Below are 19,607 nucleotides of genomic sequence, written 5' to 3'. Positions count from 1 at the left end.
AGCCGACGGTGGGCGAGTTCGACGGGACCGGGCCCGGTGGCGGTCCCCCACCACGGGACACGCGGCGCGACGCCGGAGCGACGCGGCGCGAGTCGCGCGTGCCCGGGCCGCGCCCGGCCTCGGAGACGTGGCGGGACGGGGAGGCCGCCGGCGGTTCGCTGATGCGGCTCCCCGCGGTGCTCGGCGAGCGCTACGAGGCGGTCGCGGAGCTGCCGGTGCAGGGCGCCGAGTCGGATCTGCTGCTGGTGCGGGACGCGCGGGGCGACGAGTACGTGGCGAAGATCTTCCGCCGCGGGTACAACGCCGACCGGGAGGTGTGGGCCAAGCTGCCCGCGCTGGAATCACCGCACGTGCTGCGGATCCTGGAGACCGGGCATGCGGACGGGCGCGACTACGAGGTCGCCGCGTACGCGCCGGACGGCAATCTGCGGGCGCTGATGCAGGAGGGGCCGCTGCCGGCAGGGACGGCCGGTGAGATCGCGGCGCAGCTCGCGGCGGGGCTGACGGCGCTGCACCGGGCGGGCATCGTCCATCGTGACCTGAAACCGGAGAACGTCCTGGTGCTGGGCACCGAGCCGGTGCGGCTGGCGATCGCCGACTTCGGGCTGAGCAAGGTGCTCGACCAGAGCGTGGTGTTCGCGTCGTCGTCGCGGACGCTGGCCTACGCGGCGCCCGAGTCGCTGTCGGGCCAGGTGTCGCCCGCCCGTGACTGGTGGTCGCTCGGCATGATCGTCCGGGAGCTGGCCACGGGCCGGGCGCCCTTCGAGGGCCTGAGCGAGACCGTCGTGGTCGACCATCTGGCGACGCGTCCGGTGAGCGCGGACGACGTCGGCGACCCGAGGCTGCGGCTGCTGTGCCGGGGCCTGCTGGCCCGCGACCCGCGCAGAAGGTGGACGGGCGAGCAGGTCGGCGAGTGGCTGGACGGCGGTTCGCCGCACGTCGCCGAGGAGAGCGTCCAAGCGGAGGCGGGCAGCGGCCTCCCGTTCAGGGGACACCGCTACACCCGCCGGGACGAGCTGGCCCGCGCGCTCGTCGAGCACTGGGACCACGCCGCACAGTACTTCTTCGGCCGCGGAGAGTCGGGCGAGGCGTGGCGGAGCCTGCGCGAGTGGCTCGCGGAGATTCCGGACGACGGCCGCATCGGGCTCGTCGACGGCTACCTCATGACGGCTCTGCCCCCGGACGTGAAACTGCTGCATCTGGTGCGGTGGCTGGATCCGGCACTCCCCCCGCATTTCCTCGGGCGGCGGCTGACCGCCGGCGACCTGTCCGGCCTCGCCGTCCTCGCCGACGATCGCCGCCATGCCGACCATCGCACCGCCTGCCTCATCGGGCGGGCGCTCTGGGAGCACCACCTCCTGCACGTCCTGGCCGGGTTCGAGACCGGGGAGGACCTGGCCCGGGTCGACGACCAGTGGCGCGCCCATGTGTCGGCCTGGAACGATCTGGCGCGCTGGCTGCGCGACCAGGACTCGATGCCGCAGGGCCTCGCGAGGCGGCTGCCCGACGCCGGGTCCGAGGAGCCGCCCGCCGTCCTGCTCACGCTGCTCGCCCTGGCCGCGCGTCCCGCCGAGACGCACCGGCTCCTCGCCGAGGGCGCGGCGCGGGCGCGCGAGTCGATCGCCGAGCCGGTGCCGTGGTTCACGTGGCTGGCGGACGGCGCGGGCGACGATCCGCTGCGGCTGCTCGCGGTGACGCTCGCCGCGGCCGAGGCCGCCGTGGAGACCGAGGCGCGGGCACGCGAGCGGAGTGCCGCGCGGCAGCGGGACGAGGCGCTCCGCGCGCATTGGGAGGAGCGGGAACGGCAGCGGCTCGCCGGACGCGGTTCGGCGGTGACGCGGGCCGTGCTCTGGACGGTGCCGTTCCTGTTCCTCTGGCTACTCGGAAGCTGGGTGGTGGGCTCCCTGTTCGGCGGCGGCGGCGATGAGGGAACGGCCTCCGTCGGACTGCAGAAATCGTCCTCGGGCGTCTCGTTCGGCGTCCTGGCCGTCTTCTCCGTGCTCGCCTGGGCGGTCCACTGCGGCAGCGAAGTCTTCTTGGCGCGCGCGCAGGGCACGGACTATCTGCCCCAGGGGCCGTGGTCCATGATCTCCGGTTTCCTCGGCGCGAGCGGCCGCGGCCTGTCGAAGGCGTCTCAGACGATGACGGGCGCGGCGCAGAGCACCGGGCGGCGCGGTTGCGGGTTCCTGCTGCTCGCCGGGACGATTCCGCTGCTGCTGCTCTTGCTCCTGTTCGGGGCGCTGTCGTCCATCGCGAGCATGCTGTGGCTTCTCCTGCTCATCGTGGGGCCCGCCGCACACGCCGTGGGGGCGGGCGTCCGGCTGCACCAATGGCGCCAGGCGCGGACGACCGGAGGGACCTCGTGAGCAGCGGGATCGAAGCGGAGGTCGTCCTGGACGCCGCGGTGGTGCTCAGCCTGGGCATGAACCGTGTTCTCGGCGGCGGGGCGGGGCTGGCGGGGCGGGGCGCCGAGGCGCTCGCCGCGCTCGCCGCGGGACGCGCCGAGGCGCGGGCGGCGGCCCTGGCCGAGGTCGAGACCCACGAGCGGGCCCTGCGCGAGGTCGTGGAGCGCAACGCCCGCATCGCGGCGCTCGCCGAGACCGGTGCGAAGATCGGCGCGGAGGTGGCGCTTCCCGGGCGGCTCCAGCCCGGCGAGCAGTCCGCCGAGGAGCTGACCGCCTGGTGCGCCGCCACGGACCCCGTCCTGGACGCGGCCGAACGGAGCCTGTCGGAGCATCTCGCCGCCCAGGTCACCGCGCAGATCTTCACGGCCCCCGCCGAAGGCCTCCGGGCCGACACGGAGCGGAGCGCGCCGCCGCCGTCCCCAGAGGACGACGTCCGGGCGGACGACATCCGGACCGACCTCGAAAGGATCATGACGCGGCTGCTGCCCGACGTGGCCGAGGCGGAGCGGCGGGCGGTCGCGGAGGCCGCGGGGCTGCTCGCCGGGATCGGGACGGCGGAGGAGGCCGAGGGCGTCCTGCAAGAGGTGCGGCTGCGGATCCAGGCCGCCAACCGCCGCACCGAGGAGCACCGGGAGCAGGAGCGGCGCCGGGCCGCCGAACGCGACGCCGCCGAGCAGGCGGAGGCCGAGCGCCGCTACGTCCTCGACTCGATCACCACGGCGTTCGAGGACATGGGGTACGAGGTCCAGGCCGGGTTCGAGACGTTGACGGCGGAGGACGGCACCCTGACCCTGACGAAGGGCGGCTGGCCCGACCACAGCGTGCGGATGCGGGTCGACGACGCCGCGCACGTGCGGGCGTCGATGGTGCGCGAGCGGCCCGCGGAGAGCGAGGACGACCGGCGGGTGGACGTGGAGCGGGAGCAGGAGTGGTGTGAGGCGTTCGAGGCCGCCAGGGGCCGGCTGGCGGACGCCGGGGTCCGCTCGGACGTGGCGTGGCGGCTGGAGCCCGGGGTCCGCGAGCTGCCCGTTTCGGCCGGGCCGGGGCAGACTAGGGGCCGTGCGGGCCAACGCGAACGCCACCGGGAGCGTCACAAGTGAAGTGCCGGAACACGCCCGGGGGCGTGATCGGAGCGGAGCGGAGTTTCGGATGAGCGGTGTGAACCGGGGGGTGCGGGGGTTCGTCACCCCGCGAGGGAGTGTGCATGAGCATTGAATCGCCGACGCTCGGGGGGCGGCTGCAGGGCTGGCCGCCGTTCATCCGGGAGCTGGACGCGACCCTTTCGGTGCACTCCCAGTACGTCCTGTCGGGCAACCTGTACGACAGCTTCCTCGCGCCGCCGCTGGAGGGCGGCGGGGTGGCGCGGCTGCTGCCGCTGCGCATGCTTCTGTGGGAGACGCTGCGGTCCAGCGGCGCGGACTGCATGATCGTGTACGACCCGGTGGACGGCCTGCAGGTCTATCCGGGTGGCGGCGACGTGGGCGCGGACGATGCGGCCCAGGCGGCCGAGCGGCTGCTCGGCAAGATCAAGGCCGATGACAAGCCGTCGCTGGAGGGGCTGACCCGGCATCTGGCCGCGGTGGCCCGGCCGAAGGAGAACATCCGCGCCGCGTTCGTGATCGACTCGGCGTCCCGGATCGCCCGGAGCCCGACGGATCTGGAGCCCGCCGAACGCGACTTCTTCCGCGTCTGCGCGAAGCTGTCGCGCAGCGCCCGGCCCGTCCGGGTGACGGGGCCGCGGCCGAAGCCGCTCTACAACCCGATCGTGTGGCTGGTGGAGCGGCCCGGTGACCTGCCGCCGTGGCTGACGACCGACAACGAGTCCATCCGCGAGATCACGATCCCGCGCCCGCATCTCGGTGACCGGCAGGAGACCGCGCGGCTGCTGGCCCGTGCGTTCGGGGTGAGCGACGTCGGGGCGGACGAGGTGGCCGCGGCGGCGTGTGACGCGTTCGCCGAGCAGGCCGACGGGCTCACCCTCCAGTCGATGATCGAGGTGACCCGGCTGGCCAAGGAGCGGAACGTCGACCTGGCCGATCTGCCGGACGCGGTCCGCACCTACAAGCTCGGCGTGCTCGACAACCCGTGGAGCCGCGGCCACCTGCGGCGCCGCGTGCTGGAGGGCGAGAAGCGCGTTCCGGATCGGGTGATCGGGCAGCCGCAGGCGGTCACCAAGACCCTCGACATACTGAAGCGGGCGGTGCTCGGGCTGTCGGGCGCGCAGGCGACCCGGTCCGGCAGCCGTCCGCGCGGGGTGCTGTTCTTCGCGGGCCCGACCGGTACCGGCAAGACGGAGCTGGCCAAGGCGATCACCGAGCTGGTCTTCGGGGACGAGTCGGCCTATCTCCGGTTCGACATGAGCGAGTTCTCCGGCGAGGGCTCCGGCGACCGGCTGATCGGGTCGCCGCCCGGGTACGTGGGCCACGAGGCGGGCGGGGAGCTGACCAACGCCGTCCGCGAGGACCCGTTCCGGGTGATCCTCTTCGACGAGATCGAGAAGGCGCACCCGCGGATCCTGGACAAGTTCCTGCAGATCCTGGAGGACGGCAGGCTCACCGACGGGCGCGGCAACACCGTGCACTTCTCCGAGTCGATCCTGATCTTCACCTCGAACCTCGGGATGTTCGTCCCCGGCCGCGACCTGACGACCCGCGACGCGCCGGCGCACGGTGCGGCCGACAGGTTCTCGGTGGACAGAGTGCAGAACATCACACCGGGAATGTCGTACGAGGAGGTCGAGCAGCGCATCAAGAGCGCCGTCGCCGACCATTTCACCGAGGTGCTCAACCGGCCGGAGCTGCTCAACCGGTTCGGCGACAACATCGTGGTGTTCGACTTCATCTCCGGCGAGGCGGCACAGAAGATCTTCGACCTGCAGTTCGCGAACATCTGCAGGCGGGTGACCGACGAGCACCGGCTCGTCCTCGCCGTGAAGAGCGAGCCGCTGGAGACGCTCCGGGGGTGGTGCACCGAGGAGCTGGCCAAGGGCGGCCGCGGCATCGGCATGGCGCTGGAGTCGCACTTCGTCAACCCGCTGGCGCGCGCGCTGTTCGACCGTGAGCTCGTACCGGACGAGAAGGTCACCGTGACGGGAATCCGGCGCGAGGGCAGCATCGTCCATCTGGATCTCCAGTGACGTCCGGCCGTCCGGTGGCCGGAGGCGGCCCGGAGGAGACGCTGCTTCTCGCCAAGGCGCACTATCCGGTGACCACACTCGGCCCGGGTACCCGCGCGGGCATCTGGACGCAGGGGTGCACGCTGCACTGCCATGGCTGCCTGTCGCGGGACACGTGGGACGCCGACCCGGGCAGGGCCGTCCCCGTCGAGGCGGTGCTCGGCTGGCTGGACTCCCTGCCGGGACCGGTCGATGGGGTCACCGTCTCCGGTGGTGAGCCGTTCCAGCAGCCGGGCGCGCTGGCGGCTCTGCTGAGGGGGATCCGCGCGTGGCGAGACGACCGCGACCGTGAGACGATTGAGGTGGACATATTGGTTTACAGCGGATATGTCTACTCTCGGCTCGCCCGCATCGGAGAGACGCGCGAGATCCTGGGCATGTGCGATGCCGTGATCACGGGCCCGTACGTCGACCGGCTCAACCCTGGGGGGCGACACCCCGAGGGTGGCTCTCTACTCTGGAGAGGGTCGGCTAACCAGCGCGTCGTACCGCTGTCCTCACTGGGACGCGAACGGTACGGGGCACTGGCCGACATCGGGAAGACTGGAGATGAAACAGGGCCCCGAGTACAGGTGTCCGTGGACGAAGGGCCGGAGGGAAGGCGGGTGTACTACATCGGGATCCCGCGAAGGGGTGACATGGAGCACCTCACGTCGAGGCTCGACCGCGCCGGGGTGCGCTCGGGGGATGTGTCATGGCGACCTTGAACTGTCCTGTCTGTGACGAGCCGTTCCAGCAGGGAGACCTGCTGTGCATGAGCTGCGGGGCCAACCTGGCCCGCGCCGGCGGCGGCGCCCACCGGCAGGCACCGGGCGGGTACGACGACCAGCAGCGGCAGGGCTACCCGCCGCAGGGGGCGCAGGGCGGCCAGCCGTACGGAGCCCCGCCGCAGCACGGCCAGCCGTACCAGCAGGCGCCCCAGCACGACCCCTACCAGCAGCAGGCGCCCCAGCAGCAGGCCCCTCACCAGCCGCCGGGCCCGCCCGGCCAGTCGCAGGACCCGTGGGGGCCGCCGCAGCAACAGCAGCCGCAGCAGGACCCGTGGGGAGCGCCGCCCGTGCCCCAGGCTCCCGATCAGCACGGGCAGCCCCAGCACGGTCAGGCTCAGCACGGTCAGGCTCAGCACGGTCAGGCTCAGCACGGTCAGCCCCAGTACGGTCAGGCTCAGCACGGCCAGCCCCAGAACCAGCAGCACGGGGGTCAGCCGCAGCATGGCGGCGGCCAGCCGCCGATGCCGCAGCAGCAGGCGCCCGGGGACCCGTGGGGAATGCCCCAGCAGCAACCGCAGCAGCAAGACCCGTGGGGGCCTCCGCAGGGGCAGCAACAGCAGCCTCCGATGCCCGACCAGTACCAGCAGCCGGAGCAGCAGTACCCCCCGCAGGACCAGCAGTTCCCACCGCCCCAGGACCAGTACCAGCAGCGAGAGCCGCAGTACCCGCCGCAGGACCAGTACCAGCAGCAGGACCAGTACGGTGTGCCGCAGCCCGGCCCGGCCGACCACCAGTTCGGCCAGCCGCCTCAGCAGCACGGCGGCGGACAGCCGCCGATGCCGCCACCGCACGGCCGTGAGGCGACGCTGCTGCCGCCCGACCACAACCAGGGCCAGCAGCGTCCACCGGCCCCGGACAGCACGGCGTTCATGTGCCCCTACTGCGAGGCGGTGCTGAGCAACCCCGGCGCCGCGCAGTGCGACTCGTGCCTGCGCCCGCTGCCGCAGAAGGGCACGCCCATCCTGCGTGTGATGTTCCCCACGGGCGAGCTGAAGGTCTCCGTCGGGCAGCACCTGGTGCTCGGCCGGGACGCGGGCCAGTCGCCGGTGGCGGCCACGTTCACGCAGTACGACAACGTGTCGCGCCGCCACTCCACCGTGTGGCTCGACCCGTCCGGGACTGCGTGGGTGCGTGACGAGGGCTCCACCAACGGGACGTTCGTCAACGGCGAACGGCTCCCGCGCGGCGTGGAGGCCCCCCTCCGCAACGGGGACCAGCTTCGCCTGGCCGCCGACGTCACCGGGACCGTCCAGCTGAACTGAGCAGCACGGCAAAGGGCGGCCCCGCGGTTCTCACGACCGCGGGGCCGCCCTTTGTCTTCCGCCTGCCCGTCGCCTCGCCGGACCGCCGTGCTGCGCGACCGCCGCGCCGAGGGACGCCGCGCCGAGGGACGGAGACGAACTAGCCGGCGCGCTTGGTGCGGGCGCGCGTGCGCTCGCGCTCCTTCGCGGCCAGCACGACCTTGCGGATGCGGACGGCGCCCGGGGTGACCTCGACGCACTCGTCCTCGCGGCAGAACTCCAGGGCCTCCTCCAGCGACAGCAGCCGCGGCGGGGTGAGCCGCTCCAGCTCGTCACCGGTGGACGACCGCATGTTCGTGAGCTTCTTCTCCTTGGTGATGTTGACGTCCATGTCGTCGGCCCGGGAGTTCTCCCCGACGATCATGCCCTCGTACACCTCGGTCGTCGGCCCGACGAAGAACGTGCCGCGGTCCTGCAGGTTCGTGATCGCGTACGCGGTGGCGGCGCCGGAGCGGTCGGCGACGAGGGAACCCGACGGACGGGTGCGCAGCTCGCCGAACCAGGGCTCGTACGCCTCGAACACGTGGTGCGCCATGCCGGTGCCGCGGGTCTCGGTCATGAACTCGGTGCGGAACCCGATCAGGGCGCGCGCCGGAACCAGGAACTCCAGCCGGATCCAGCCGGTGCCGTGGTTGGTCATCTGCTCCATGCGGCCCTTGCGGACCGCCAGCAGCTGGGTCACGGCGCCGAGGTGCTCCTCGGGAATGTCGATGGTGAGCCGCTCGACCGGCTCGTGCTTCTTGCCGTCGACGACCTTGACGACCACCTGCGGCTTGCCGACGGTCAGCTCGTAGCCCTCGCGGCGCATGTTCTCGACCAGGATCGCCAGGGCCAGCTCGCCGCGGCCCTGCACCTCCCACGCGTCCGGACGCTCGGTCGGCAGCACCTTGATGGACACGTTGCCCACCAGTTCGCGCTCCAGCCGGTCCTTGACCATCCGGGCGGTGACCTTGGTGCCCTTCTCCCGTCCCGCCATCGGCCCGGTGTTGGTGCCGACCGTCATGGAGATCGCGGGCTCGTCCACGGTGATCAGCGGCAGCGGGCGCGGGTCGTCCGGGTCGGCGATGGTGTCGCCGATCATGATGTCGGGGATGCCGGCGATCGCGATGATGTCGCCGGGCCCCGCCTCCTGCGCGGGCTTGCGGGTGAGCGCGTCGGTCATCAGCAGCTCGGTGATCTTCACCCGCTCGATGCTGCCGTCGTGCCGGCACCAGGCGACCTGCTGGCCCTTCTTGATCGTCCCGGCGTGCACCCGGCACAGCGCGATGCGGCCGAGGTAACTGGAGGCGTCCAGGTTGGTGACGTGCGCCCGCAGCGGGACGTCCGGGTCGAAGGACGGCGCCGGGATCGTCTCGGTGATGACCTTGAACAGCGGCTCCAGGTCGTCGCTGCCGGGCATGGCGCCGTCGGCGGGCTTGTCCAGCGACGCCCGCCCGGCGCGGCCCGACGCGTACACGATCGGGAAGTCGATCTGCTCCTCGTCGGCGTCGAGGTCCATGAACAGCTCGTACGTCTCGTCCACGACCTCGTCGATGCGGGCGTCGGGACGGTCGGTCTTGTTCACGACCAGGATCACCGGCAGCCGCGCGGCGAGCGCCTTGCGCAGCACGAACCGCGTCTGCGGGAGCGGGCCCTCGCTGGCGTCCACCAGCAGGACGACGCCGTCCACCATGGACAGCCCGCGCTCCACCTCACCGCCGAAGTCCGCGTGCCCCGGGGTGTCGATGATGTTGATCGTCAGCCCGTTGTGCCGCACGGCGGTGTTCTTGGCGAGAATGGTGATCCCCTTCTCGCGCTCCAGATCGTCGGAGTCCATCACGCGGTCGTCGACGGTCTGGTTCTCCCGGAAGGCCCCGGACTGCCAGAGCATGGCGTCGACCAGCGTCGTCTTTCCGTGGTCGACGTGGGCGACGATCGCGACGTTCCGGAGGTCATCGCGCGTGGTGATGGGCATGCGGGGCTCGCCTTGGGGTGAGAGTTCGGGATCCGCCGCAGAACACGGCATCGGCCATTCTACTTGCCCGTGCCCGCAACCCGTTCGGCGAAGGCCTCCCCACCGGTCACAGGGACCCCGATTCGCCAACTTTGCTCGTTCTTTGTAATCTTTCCGAGATCCGGTCGTCCGAGGCCCCCTCTCCCCGGGGCTGCGACCGGAGCGCCGAATCTCCCGCGAACGGGAGAGCCGGGGACCCAGGTCCCTGGGGTGAATCGACACACGTCGTAGGGCGACTCCTGGCCCGAACCCGTCAGCTAACCCGGTAGGCGCGCGAGGAGAGGAGAACACCGGCTTGGCACCGGCCCCCCGACGGTGGCGGCGCGTCACGCCCGCCGCCACGGCCACGATGCTCCTGATCGGCCTCGGCGCCACCGCGCCCGTCGCCGCCCACGCCACGTCGCCGTTCCAGCTCGCCGCCGCGACCTCCCCGACCCCCACTCCGACGACGGAGGAGGGGCTGCGCAAAAGCCTCGACGCGCTGAACGAAGAGGCCGAGATCCTCACCGAGAAGTACAACAAGACCCGCGTCGACCTGGGCAAGGCCAAGAAGGCCGAGCAGGCCGCCGCCAAGGAGGCCGCGGCGTTGCGCGCCCAGGCCACCCCCGCCCGCGAGCGGCTCGGACGGATGGCGGCCGCGAACTACATGACCGGCGCCCCCGACGTGATCTTCGGTGCCGACGGCTCGGCCGAAGGGCTGGCCGAACGCGCCTACCTGACCCAGAGCCAGATCACCACCGTCCAGGCGCTGCAGAAGCAGATCGAGCAGGCCGAGACCGCGCAGCGCACCGCCGAGGCGAAGAAGGCGCAGGTCGAGAAGGCCGCCGCGGACGCCGAGAAGGCCCGCGAAGCGGCCAGGCAGAAGGTCGCCGAGGTCACGAAGCGGCTGGACAAGCTGACCACCACCCGGGTCAGCGACCCCCGCAGCGGCCTGCGCGCGACCGTGAAGGGATCGGGTGCGCCGGCCGACATGGCCCGCAAGGCGCTCACCAAACTCGGCTCGCCGTACGTGTGGGCCGCCGCCGGGCCGAACAGCTTCGACTGCTCAGGGCTCGTCGTCTGGGCGTACGCCCAGATCGGCAAGCGCGGGCTGCCGCACTACACCGGCGCCCTGTACGGACTCGGTTCCAAGGTCCCCCGGAACCAGCTCCGCTCCGGCGACCTGGTCTACTTCGGCGGCAGCCTCCACCACATGGGCATCTACCTCAGCGACGGCAAGTACCTGCACGCCCCGCAGACCGGTGATGTGGTGAAGATCTCCAAGATGTCCGACCGCTCCGACTACGCCGGCGCGAATCGCATCTCCTGAGAACGTCGGGGGCTTCCCGCGGCGCGGCGGGAAGCCCTCGTCCTTTTTTTGCAGTGCCCTTGGCGGTCGGGCCCTGGAGGGCCCTCCCTTCGGCGGGCACTGCGTGCGATCGCTGCATCGCTCCGGCTCGCCTTGCGGCTCGCTGCGCGATCAGGTTTCTTGCTTCGCTCGAAGCCTGCCTTCGGACGCGATCGCGACGGTTTGGGTCGTCGCGGGGTCGGGGTGGGGGCCGGGGTCGTCCGCCCCTTCGGACGGCGGGCGTCTTGCTTCTGCGGCGGGCCGTCTCAGGTGAGGCCCTGGTGGGCGAGGGCGTCGATTACGGGGAGGTCGCCGGGGAGCCAGGCGACGTCGTACAGCTCGTCCGGGGACAGCCAGCGGAGCGCCAGGTGTTCCAGGGCCTGCGGTTCGCCCTCGGTGATCTGCGCCGTCCACACCCGGAGCACGGCCTGCCCGCTGAGCCGCCAGTCGCCGCCGATCCGGTCTTTCAACCGGATCTTGATGGCGAGCTCCTCGTGGCACTCGCGCACCAGCGCGTCCTCGTCCGTCTCGCCCGGGTCGACCTTCCCGCCGGGCAGCTCCCAGCCGCCCGCCATGTGCGGCGGCTCGGCACGCTGGGCGCTCAGCAACCGCCCGTCGGAAATGATCGCCGCCCCGACCACCACGAGATCGTTCGCCACCGGCTCCTCTTCCCTGTCGTCCCCATCGGCGTCAGACGGCGCTTCCGGCCCGTCCGGTCTCCCGGATGGACTCGACCTGGCGTGTCGCGTCACGGACGATCTCCTCCAGGTGGCCGCCGTGCGCGCCGCGCCAGTAGAGCTGACCGCAGTCGGCGCAGCGGCCGTAGACGTCGTAGCTGCGGCGCGTGCCCAGCTCAAGGTCGCCTTCGATCTCCTGCTTGTCGACCGGGACGAGTTCACCGTTGCAGGCGGTGCAGCGCGTCCACGGGCGGAGCACGGGCGCGAACCGGTCCAGGAGGTCGCGGAGCTGGTCGTCCGGGCGTGAGCCGCGGACGTACGCGCCGAACCACAGTGCGCGGCGGCGGAGGAGCCCGCGGTCCTGGGTGAGCAGGACGCGGCGTTCCTCATTGGCCTGGACGACCAGCGCCGGGTCGTCCATGTCGTTGTGGTAGGCGGTGTCGAGGCCGAGGAGGCGCATCCGCCGGGCCAGCGTGCCCAGGTGCACGTCGAGCAGGAAGCGCGGGGCGGCCTGGCCCGGCTCCAGCGGGACGGGCTGCGGGCGCGGCACCGCCTCCACCCCCACCTCGGCGCCGGGGTCCGGGCGGGCGGCGGGACCGGCCGGTTCACCGTCGACGGTCATCGGACCGGCCTCGGGCAGCGGGACACCGAGCGACTCCACGAGGTGCCCCAGCGTCGAGGTTCCGTCGTAGGCCAGGCGGCTCACGGGCTCGCGCCGCGCGGCGGGCAGGAACATCAGCAGCTCGCCGGCGACTCGGATGGTTATCTCGTGCTCCACGCCGATCAGCATGCCACGCGTCCCGGCGGTTCCCCGCCGCATTTATCGCGTCAGAGGGCCGGGTACGTCGAGCGGGAGGCCAACACGGGGGACGCCCGAAGCCGCTTCGTCCAGCTCACCGAGGAGGGGCTGAGCGTCACCGGGCGTGCGATGGCGGCGTCGCGCGTGGCCCATGAGGAGATCATGGCGGGCGTGCCGCCCGAGGACGTCCGGGACGCCGCCGACGCGCTCCGGGACATCGTGCTGGTCGTCGGCAGGCGCCGGTTCCGGTGACGTCGCCCCGGGCAGGCCGGCGGATCAGCCGCCCGGCCGCCGCGCGGCCAGTTCGCCGACCTTCTTCTGGAAGTCGGGCCGGGCGAGGGGCCGGGTCACGCCCACCCAGTCGGAGCGCTTGTAGGGCTTCACGCCGATCGCCGGGACGCACGTCGAGCAGCTCGCCACGATCATCTTGTTGTCGGCGATCACCATCCCGACATGGCCGGGACTGTTCGACGAGGTCCCCGGACCGGAGTTGAAGAACACCAGGTCGCCGGGCTGCTCGTCACCCTTGTCGATCTTCACGCCGAACGGCCACTGCTGGAAGGTCGTGCGCGGGATGTCGAGGCCGACCTTCCGGTAGGCGGCCTGGAGGAGGCTGGAGCAGTCCCATGCGTCGGGGCCGTTGGCGCCGAACACGTACGGCTTGCCGCGCTGCGCCATCGCGAAGGAGATGATCTGCTTGACGATGTCGCCGGCGTTCGCGGGCAGCTCGTTGTCCTCGCAGTTGACGCCGGTCGCCTGAACGACTTTGAACTCGCCGCCGACGTACCGCTCGGCCCACTCCAGGACGAGGTCGACGTAGTCCCACGAGTGGTTGTAGGCGAAGATCGCGGTCCGCATCCGGTCCGGCGCGCCGGAGTGCTTGAGGTAGTTGGCGGCGGAGGGAATCGCGTCCTCCGGGTCGTAGCGGTCCTTGCGGCCGTCCTCGTTCCCGTCCACCGCGAACGACTTGAACGTCGCCGCGAGGAACTGCATGGGCCCGCCGGCGCCCGCGTAGTTCTCGCCGCTGCTCACGCCCGGGAGCGTCGACCGGCCATGGTCGGTCTCGACCTTGCCGACGGCCGCCAGCACGTTCCACGGAATGCGGTACTTCTCGCCCGCCTTCCGGTAAAGGTCCAGGTAGTTCGAGGGGATGGCCTGCGCGTCGCCGGCCGCTTCGGGCTGCGCCCCGGCCTCGGAGACGTCCACGCATCCGGCGCTCCCGCCACCGAACATGAACCGGTTCGCGCCGAACAGGATCGGAACGAAGGCCAGCCCCGCGAAGAGCGTCGCGGCGACGCCGAGCGCCCCGACGAGCAGCATGCGGCGGACGGTCATCCCGTGTCCCCCGCCTGGCCCACGTCCGCCGGCTGGAAGGCGTACACCCTCAGCGAGCCGCCCTCCCTCGCCACGGTCACCGCGTACCGCTTGCTGTCGCTGCTCTCGGTACCGCCCTCGGTGATCTGCTGCCGGCCGGTCACAACGAACACGATCGAGTTGGCCTCGATGTTGCGCACCTGGTCGATGGTGGCCGTGCTCTCCGCGACGACCTGGTCCCGTCGCCGGTCCTCCAGCAGCCCGGGCGTCGCCGCGTCCCGTTCGAGCTGCGCCTGCAGGTCGCCGGTGACCAGGCCCGACAGCCGCCCCGTGTAGGCCTGGGGCGTCTCGTCGAAGCGGTACGTCCCGTACTCGGCGACGAAGCGGCGCGCCAGGTCGGCGGCGGTGGCGAACTCCGCCCGGGAGAACGGCAGCAGCCGGTAGATGTCGAAGTCACCCGCGTCGACGGTGCCCTCGGTCCCCGGTGGCGGTGACGCCGAGCCGGTCGAGGCGCCCGTGGCGGCGGGACTCGGGTCCGGATCGTCCGGCCCGCCCCCGGGCCCGGCGACCGTCAGGTAGACGCCGACGGCGGCGAGCACGACCACGAGCCCTCCGAAGAGAAGCCTGCGCCGGCGGTCGTTCAGGTTCATCGCTGAGTCTTCTTCATCCTTGGGAGGGCTGGTGGGTGAGACTCACTCGTCGTCCCGCTCACCGGACGGCCGGTCCGGTGGACGCAACCAGAACGGAAGCGGCGGGCCCTCCTGCGACTCTCGCCTGCCCCACAGCGGCGGAGGCTTCTGCCGTTCGCCCTGCGGCCGGGACGCCGAGGGTGCGCCGCTCGCATCGGCACGCGGCCGGGGGACGTTCGACCCGCGGTCGCCGGACCGGCCGGACCCACCGCCCGAACCACCCGATCCGCCGCCGGAACCACCGGAGCCGCCACCGGAACCACCGCCCGAGCGTCCGCGTCCGCGGTCGGCGGGACCGGACGAACGCCCGCCGCCACCGAACCAGCCGCCACCACCGGCACCCTTCCCGGAGCCGTTGCCGCCGGACCCGCCGGACGGGCCGCCGGAACCGCCCGAGCCGCCCGATGGGCCGTTGCCGCCAGAGCCGCCAGAGCCGCCAGAGCCTCCGCCTCCGCCTCCGCCGGTGATGCCGCCGCCACCGGTTCCGCCGCGTCCCGTCCACGAGGTCGGGCGGGCGGTCCCCGTGCCGGAGCCCGCACCGGGGGACTTCCTCCCGCCGCCGCCCGCTCTGGCACCGGCGACGCCGCCCGCGACGCCGCCCGGCCGTGCCGCCGCGTCCGCCGCGGCACCACCCGCGGCGCCGCCGTCCGAGCGCTGGTCGCCGAGCGCACCCGCGCGGGACGGCAGGTTCAGCGGAGGAGCACCCCGCCGGGAACGTCCCGCCTGCGCCGCCGCGGCACCCGCGCCGCGCGGCTTGGCCGCGAGCACCGGCGCGTCCTCCGGCGACGGGCCCTCCCCCTCGCCGGCGCCGCCCCGCCGGTCGGCCGCCACCGCCGTTCCCGGAGCCACATCGCCCTGCGTGGCCGGGGCCACCGCCTCGGAGGTCGCCTCCCGCCTGGCCCAGCGGGCCAAACCGGCACCGGCCGCGGCCGGTGCCGCCGAGGCGACCGCCATCGTGCTTCTCCGCGCCTCGGAGACGGACCTGTTGAGCTGTGCCTCGCTCTTCTCCCGCGCCCCCACCGCGCCGTATCCCACCGCGGAGAACAGATGCTGGAACGGCCTGCGGTAGACGAACGCCGCGAACGTCACCAGCGCGATGAGCAGGATCTGCAGACCCCACGGCAGTGCCTCACCGAGGATCAGCCCGTACGCCCACAGCAGCAGCGACAGCACGCCGATCAGCGCCGCCTGTTTGAGCAGCATGGACAGCAGCAACTCCAGCCATCGGATGGCGATCACCCGTCCGATGCCGGGATGGATTCCTATCCCGAGGAAGATCGGCCCCGCCACCAGCAGCAGCAGGAACGCGATCTTCACCACGATCAGCGCGATGGCGATGACCATGATGAGGATGCCCGCGATGAGCGCCGCGAACAGGCCGCCGAACGCGACCGCCAGCCGGTTCTCCCAGTTCTTGCCTTGGAAGAGCGCGTATGTCTCGGGATGCTCCTCCTTGATGTTCGCGGCCACGTCCTTGTATGCCTCGGCCTTCTTCCCGAGGTCGGCCTCGTTGTTGGGGCCGTGCGTCTCGGGCAGGTCGACCGCCTGCGACCAGAGGAGCTTGTCGGCGTTCTCCTTGACGATCTTCGCGTTGGGATCGGTGGTGCCGAACTCACCCTGCAGCCACGGCTTGCAGACCAGGGCCACCCAGAGCCTGTTCGCGTTGCGGGATGTCTCGTCCAGGTTCTCCGACGTGGCCGGATCCGGTTTGCCGTCGGGTCTCGGGATGCATATTCCGCCCTCGGTGTTGCTCTGCGGCAACGCGGCGTTGAACGCGGCGCTCGTCGCCTCCGACGTCTGCGTCCCGAGCGTGGTGAAGTCCGACGGCCGCGCGATCAGCCAGACGAGCGCCACCATCGCGACGACCATCCAGATCACGCCCTCGGTGACCTTGCTCGCCCGCTTGCGGACGAGGCCCCACCAGGCCAGCCACATCGCACCGAGGATGACCACCCAGGACCAGTAGCGCGCGTTGAACGTCTCGCCCATGTCGCTGATGACGCCGTCGACGGTGTCCTTCAGCCAGTCGAGCAGCGACGGCGACGCGGCCGCCTGGTAGACGCTGATCGTGGTCCGGTCGACCGCCCGGACGAGCGTGAACACGGTGTTGGCGATGGCGTTGCCCGTCATCGCCATCGCGTCCGAGCAGCCCATGTCGACCGCGTACCAGGACTGCCCGGCCATGCCGTACCGGTCGTAGTAGGTCAGGTTCTCGACCGGGGTGTTCCGCAGCTTCTCGCTCGGGTAGTCCGGCGGCTTGATCATGCCGTCCGTCCCCGAGCCGTACCGCTCCGGCGCCGGGTTGTCCGCCGGGCTGCACAGGTCGTTCGGAGTCCACGGGTCCGGGATCGACGCCGACGCGGGCGACAGCGGGCCCAGCATGAACAGCGACATGAAGAGCAGGAGCATCACGGAGCGGCGCGTGCGCGGGCGCCGCCGGCGCCGGGTCCGGCGGTCGAGGACCGCGCGGTCGAGCCCTTCGCCGGGTGAGCGCTGCAGGCGCGCCATCCGGCCGCGGGGACCCCTCATCGACTGACCTCCTCGACCTCGGCCCCCGCGGCGGTGAGTTCGGACGGACCCGGATGCGACCGGGTCGGGTTGGTGTCCAGCCAACGCTGCAGTTCCTCGGAGATCAGGTCGACGCCGATGCGCCCCGCTCGGCCGTCGAGGTCACGGAAAACGCACTCGCCGTTGCCGAGGTTGCGCAGCACGGCCTTGTGCTCGTCGGACGCCTCCACGCCGAGGAGCGACATGACGTCGCCGACCTCGACGCGTTCGGTGGAACGGAAGCAGAAAACCGACGACAGGCAGTTCGTCACCTGCTCGTTCAGCAGGTCCCCCGCGTTCTGGGAGACCAGGATCAACGCGGTGTTGCGGGACCGTCCCATCCGCGACACCTCGGGCACCAGCTTGGCGCCCTCGGGCGTCGCGGTGATGGCCCACGCCTCGTCCAGGAAGATCGCCTTGGGCAGCCGCCGGTCGAGCCCGTGCATGAGCCGCCGCGCGAACTGCGACACCAGGTACATCAACGCCACCGACAGCCGCTGCTCGTAGGAGTAGTCCTCCCGCGAGATCGCCACGTCCGGGAGGGTCAGGCCGCCGAGCGTGAACACCGTCGTCCACCCCGCGGTGTCGATGCGCTCGCCGCCGGACGGGTCGAAGCACAGCCGCGCCAGATGCATCTCCGACATCGAGCGGAGCACCGCGCCGAGGTTCTTGGACGCCGGATCGTCCATCGCCTCAAGATGGTCGACGACGCGTCCGAGCGAGGGCCGTTCCGCGTTCGCGACCGCGCTGACCGCCTGGATCATCGCGGACTCGCGCTCCTCCGACATCCTCGGCAGCAGCAGCCGCAGCGTCTCGGTCGCCATCATCTTCTTGGTGGCGAGGTCGTCGCCGAACGAGAACGGGTCGAGCAGGCCGGGCGCCGCCGAGCCGAGCGGCAGGATCCGCGCCTGGCGGCCCCGCGACTTCAGCAGCTCCACCAGCGACTCGGCGTCGCCCTTCGGGTCGATCGCCGCGATCGTCACGCCCCGCAGCGCCATCTGGTAGATCAGCAGCAGCGCGAGCGTGGTCTTGCCGCCGCCGGGCTCACCCGTGATCGCCACGGCGGTCGGACGGTTCCGCGCCGCGGCGACGAGCGGGTCGAAGTGCACGATGGCACGGGCCCGGCCGAGCGTCTCGCCGATGTACGGGCCGATCCAGCCCTCGTCGTGCTCGTCGGGACGGTCGCCCAGGTCGACCGTCGCGATCGGCATGCCGCCCGCGATCGTCCGCAGCGGCTGGCGCTGCGCGTAGGCGTTCAGCCTGATCTGGTCGCCGGGCAGCGACTCCAGGAACAGCGAGAACTGGTCGCCGGTCGAGTTGACCACGTCGATGCCGATGTCGCGGTAGTGCTCGACGACCGCGTCCACCCGCTGCGCGAGCAGGTCCTCGGTCGGCGCGGACACGATCAGCCGGTGCCACCCGTACACGAACGGCAGCCGCTCCTTGGTGATGCCGTGCTCCAGCATCCGCGCCGCGTCGATCTGCTCCGCGAGCGCGATCGGCGCCTCCGCGCCCGCCTCCCGGATGTGCTGGTCCATGTCGCGGGCGTGCGCCAGCTTCCGTGAGACGTCCTTGGACGCCTTCGCCGGCGGGATCAGCTTCATCCGCGCGCTGATCTCCACGGGGAACGGGAGGGCGTCGGCGTAGTGGAGCCACGGCTCGCCGTCCGGGAACGGCATCAGGTCCGGGAAGCGCGCGAACGACAGGTACGCGACGTACGACGCGGCCGTGGCGCCGCCGCCCGCACCCGTGAAGTTCGGCTGCTCGACCCTCAGGTAGGAGCGCCCGTTGTGGATGGCGCCCTCGACGAGCGACTCGATCTCGCCCTTGCCCCACGTCCGGCGCGGCACGGCGGACGGCGGCGGATCGGCCAGCGACCCCGACACCGCGTGCTGGAACAGCCACGCCACTTCGGTGGAGGTGGCGTGCCTGGCGTACAGCGCCGATCCGCCGAGTGCGCGCCCGACCCGCTCGGCCTGCTCCGTCCAGCGCGCGATCTCCTTCTTGTCGATCGCGTCGTCGTGGACGCCGAGGACGTTCTCGCTGCGCTTGTAGAAGCCGAGGAACTGCGACAGCACACCGCCGGACAGCTGCGCGCCCATGCCGCGCGGCCCGAGCCGGACCCCGAGGTAGACCTCTTTGGTCCAGAAGTCCTTGGCCCACACATGCGCGTAGGTTTCCTCCAGGTACTCCCGCCACCCGGGCCCGGCGTCGGACGTGCGGTCCAGCGCCAGTGCCCAGTCCGCCGCCGGGTACGTCCGGTGCGCGATCCGCAGATGCACCTCGGCGTCCTGCATCCGGATGCCGGCGAGCGCGATGGTGATGTTGGTGGCGAGCGCCTCGCGCTCCTCCCCGGTGGTGAACTCGTACGACACCGTGGGCAGCCGGAAGTACGTCCAGGCGGCGGTGTCGGTGAACAGCACGCGGTCGTCGAAGTACCGCACGGCCAGCCTGCTGGACTTGCTCACGCCCTCACCCCCACCGCGGTCCATTGTCCCGGTGCGCCGGCGACCGCGCAGGGTTGCCGGAGAGAGTCTTTCCCGTCCGGGCGGTCATCCAGGTCAGGCGCGCCCGCCAGCCGCGCCCGGCCCGTCCCGGTCTCCGCTCGAT

Annotated in this window: 15 protein-coding genes and 1 riboswitch; of the genes, 7 read left to right on the top strand and 8 right to left on the bottom strand. The window is 72.0% G+C overall.

Going from position 1 to position 19,607, the window contains the following annotated elements:
• Window positions 1-8: 8 nt before the first annotated feature.
• The 4 genes from ACGFK0_RS05280 (at window position 9) to ACGFK0_RS05265 (ending at window position 6,287) form a co-directional block, all read left to right on the top strand.
• Window positions 9-2,366, top strand: a complete 2,358-nt coding sequence (locus tag ACGFK0_RS05280) for a protein kinase (RefSeq protein ID WP_392900423.1) — start codon at window positions 9-11, stop codon at window positions 2,364-2,366.
• The gene (locus ACGFK0_RS05275; RefSeq protein ID WP_392900420.1) at window positions 2,363-3,505 is read left to right on the top strand and encodes a response regulator receiver protein; all 1,143 of its coding nucleotides are present in this window, start codon (window positions 2,363-2,365) and stop codon (window positions 3,503-3,505) included. The genes ACGFK0_RS05280 and ACGFK0_RS05275 overlap by 4 nt, the downstream gene beginning before the upstream one ends.
• Window positions 3,506-3,609: 104 nt before the next feature.
• Entirely contained in the window at window positions 3,610-5,541 is a 1,932-nt protein-coding gene (locus ACGFK0_RS05270) for an AAA family ATPase (RefSeq protein ID WP_392900417.1), read from the top strand.
• On the top strand, window positions 5,538-6,287 hold the full coding sequence (locus ACGFK0_RS05265) for a 4Fe-4S single cluster domain-containing protein (protein ID WP_392900414.1): 750 nt from the start codon (window positions 5,538-5,540) through the stop codon (window positions 6,285-6,287). The genes ACGFK0_RS05270 and ACGFK0_RS05265 overlap by 4 nt, the downstream gene beginning before the upstream one ends.
• Here ACGFK0_RS05265 and ACGFK0_RS05260 read toward each other — a convergent pair.
• Window positions 6,191-7,141 (bottom strand): hypothetical protein, encoded by a 951-nt coding sequence (locus tag ACGFK0_RS05260; protein WP_392900411.1) that lies wholly within the window; start codon window positions 7,139-7,141, stop codon window positions 6,191-6,193. The genes ACGFK0_RS05265 and ACGFK0_RS05260 overlap by 97 nt on opposite strands.
• On the opposite strand from ACGFK0_RS05260, the gene ACGFK0_RS05255 reads away from it, so the two are divergent.
• The gene (locus ACGFK0_RS05255) at window positions 7,127-7,612 is read left to right on the top strand and encodes an FHA domain-containing protein (protein WP_392900408.1); all 486 of its coding nucleotides are present in this window, start codon (window positions 7,127-7,129) and stop codon (window positions 7,610-7,612) included. The two genes, ACGFK0_RS05260 and ACGFK0_RS05255, sit on opposite strands and share 15 nt — an antisense overlap.
• Before the next feature lie 139 nt (window positions 7,613-7,751).
• On the opposite strand, the gene typA is transcribed toward ACGFK0_RS05255, so the two are convergent.
• Window positions 7,752-9,605 carry a translational GTPase TypA gene (typA, locus tag ACGFK0_RS05250; RefSeq protein WP_392900405.1) on the bottom strand — a complete coding sequence of 618 codons (1,854 nt, stop codon included), beginning with the start codon at window positions 9,603-9,605 and terminating at the stop codon, window positions 7,752-7,754.
• A 192-nt stretch (window positions 9,606-9,797) separates the two neighbouring features.
• Window positions 9,798-9,932: riboswitch (cyclic di-AMP (ydaO/yuaA leader) on the top strand.
• 7 nt (window positions 9,933-9,939) lie between these two features.
• Here typA and ACGFK0_RS05245 point away from each other — a divergent pair.
• Window positions 9,940-10,953 carry an NlpC/P60 family protein gene (locus ACGFK0_RS05245; RefSeq protein ID WP_392900403.1) on the top strand — a complete coding sequence of 338 codons (1,014 nt, stop codon included), beginning with the start codon at window positions 9,940-9,942 and terminating at the stop codon, window positions 10,951-10,953.
• A 284-nt stretch (window positions 10,954-11,237) separates the two neighbouring features.
• Here ACGFK0_RS05245 and ACGFK0_RS05240 read toward each other — a convergent pair whose 3' ends face one another.
• Window positions 11,238-11,630, bottom strand: coding sequence for a (deoxy)nucleoside triphosphate pyrophosphohydrolase (locus ACGFK0_RS05240; protein ID WP_392900400.1), 393 nt, complete (start codon window positions 11,628-11,630; stop codon window positions 11,238-11,240).
• A gap of 31 nt (window positions 11,631-11,661) precedes the next feature.
• Window positions 11,662-12,438: a Mut7-C RNAse domain-containing protein gene (locus ACGFK0_RS05235; RefSeq protein ID WP_392900397.1), complete on the bottom strand. Its 777-nt coding sequence runs from the start codon at window positions 12,436-12,438 to the stop codon at window positions 11,662-11,664.
• 138 nt (window positions 12,439-12,576) lie between these two features.
• On the opposite strand from ACGFK0_RS05235, the gene ACGFK0_RS05230 reads away from it, so the two are divergent.
• The gene (locus ACGFK0_RS05230) at window positions 12,577-12,699 is read left to right on the top strand and encodes a hypothetical protein (protein ID WP_392900395.1); all 123 of its coding nucleotides are present in this window, start codon (window positions 12,577-12,579) and stop codon (window positions 12,697-12,699) included.
• Between the two features lie 24 nt (window positions 12,700-12,723).
• Here ACGFK0_RS05230 and ACGFK0_RS05225 read toward each other — a convergent pair whose 3' ends face one another.
• Genes ACGFK0_RS05225 through ACGFK0_RS05210 form a run of 4 tightly spaced genes read right to left on the bottom strand, consistent with a single transcriptional unit; the run spans window position 12,724 to window position 19,465 of the window.
• Window positions 12,724-13,782 (bottom strand): NlpC/P60 family protein, encoded by a 1,059-nt coding sequence (locus tag ACGFK0_RS05225; RefSeq protein ID WP_392900393.1) that lies wholly within the window; start codon window positions 13,780-13,782, stop codon window positions 12,724-12,726.
• A complete protein-coding gene (locus ACGFK0_RS05220) occupies window positions 13,779-14,411 on the bottom strand; it encodes a hypothetical protein (RefSeq protein ID WP_392900391.1) in 633 nt (210 codons plus the stop codon). The genes ACGFK0_RS05225 and ACGFK0_RS05220 overlap by 4 nt, the downstream gene beginning before the upstream one ends.
• A gap of 42 nt (window positions 14,412-14,453) precedes the next feature.
• The gene (locus tag ACGFK0_RS05215; RefSeq protein ID WP_392900389.1) at window positions 14,454-16,979 is read right to left on the bottom strand and encodes a type IV secretion system protein; all 2,526 of its coding nucleotides are present in this window, start codon (window positions 16,977-16,979) and stop codon (window positions 14,454-14,456) included.
• The gene (locus ACGFK0_RS05210) at window positions 16,976-19,465 is read right to left on the bottom strand and encodes an ATP-binding protein (RefSeq protein ID WP_392900387.1); all 2,490 of its coding nucleotides are present in this window, start codon (window positions 19,463-19,465) and stop codon (window positions 16,976-16,978) included. The genes ACGFK0_RS05215 and ACGFK0_RS05210 overlap by 4 nt, the downstream gene beginning before the upstream one ends.
• Between the last annotated feature and the right edge of the window lie 142 nt (window positions 19,466-19,607).

It is taken from the genome of Spirillospora sp. NPDC048823, from assembly GCF_043198445.1.
GTDB lineage: Bacteria > Actinomycetota > Actinomycetes > Streptosporangiales > Streptosporangiaceae > Spirillospora.
This window is presented reverse-complemented; position numbering and strand designations above follow the sequence as displayed.

Coding starts and splice junctions, on each gene's coding strand:
- ACGFK0_RS05270 (WP_392900417.1), top strand. CDS start 3,610: ATGAGCATTGAATCGCCGACGCTCGGGGGGCGGCTGCAGGGCTGGCCG.
- ACGFK0_RS05255 (WP_392900408.1), top strand. CDS start 7,127: ATGCCGCCACCGCACGGCCGTGAGGCGACGCTGCTGCCGCCCGACCAC.
- typA (WP_392900405.1), bottom strand. CDS start 9,605: ATGCCCATCACCACGCGCGATGACCTCCGGAACGTCGCGATCGTCGCC.
- ACGFK0_RS05235 (WP_392900397.1), bottom strand. CDS start 12,438: ATGCTGATCGGCGTGGAGCACGAGATAACCATCCGAGTCGCCGGCGAG.
- ACGFK0_RS05230 (WP_392900395.1), top strand. CDS start 12,577: ATGGCGGCGTCGCGCGTGGCCCATGAGGAGATCATGGCGGGCGTGCCG.
- ACGFK0_RS05225 (WP_392900393.1), bottom strand. CDS start 13,782: ATGACCGTCCGCCGCATGCTGCTCGTCGGGGCGCTCGGCGTCGCCGCG.
- ACGFK0_RS05220 (WP_392900391.1), bottom strand. CDS start 14,411: ATGAACCTGAACGACCGCCGGCGCAGGCTTCTCTTCGGAGGGCTCGTG.
- ACGFK0_RS05215 (WP_392900389.1), bottom strand. CDS start 16,979: ATGAGGGGTCCCCGCGGCCGGATGGCGCGCCTGCAGCGCTCACCCGGC.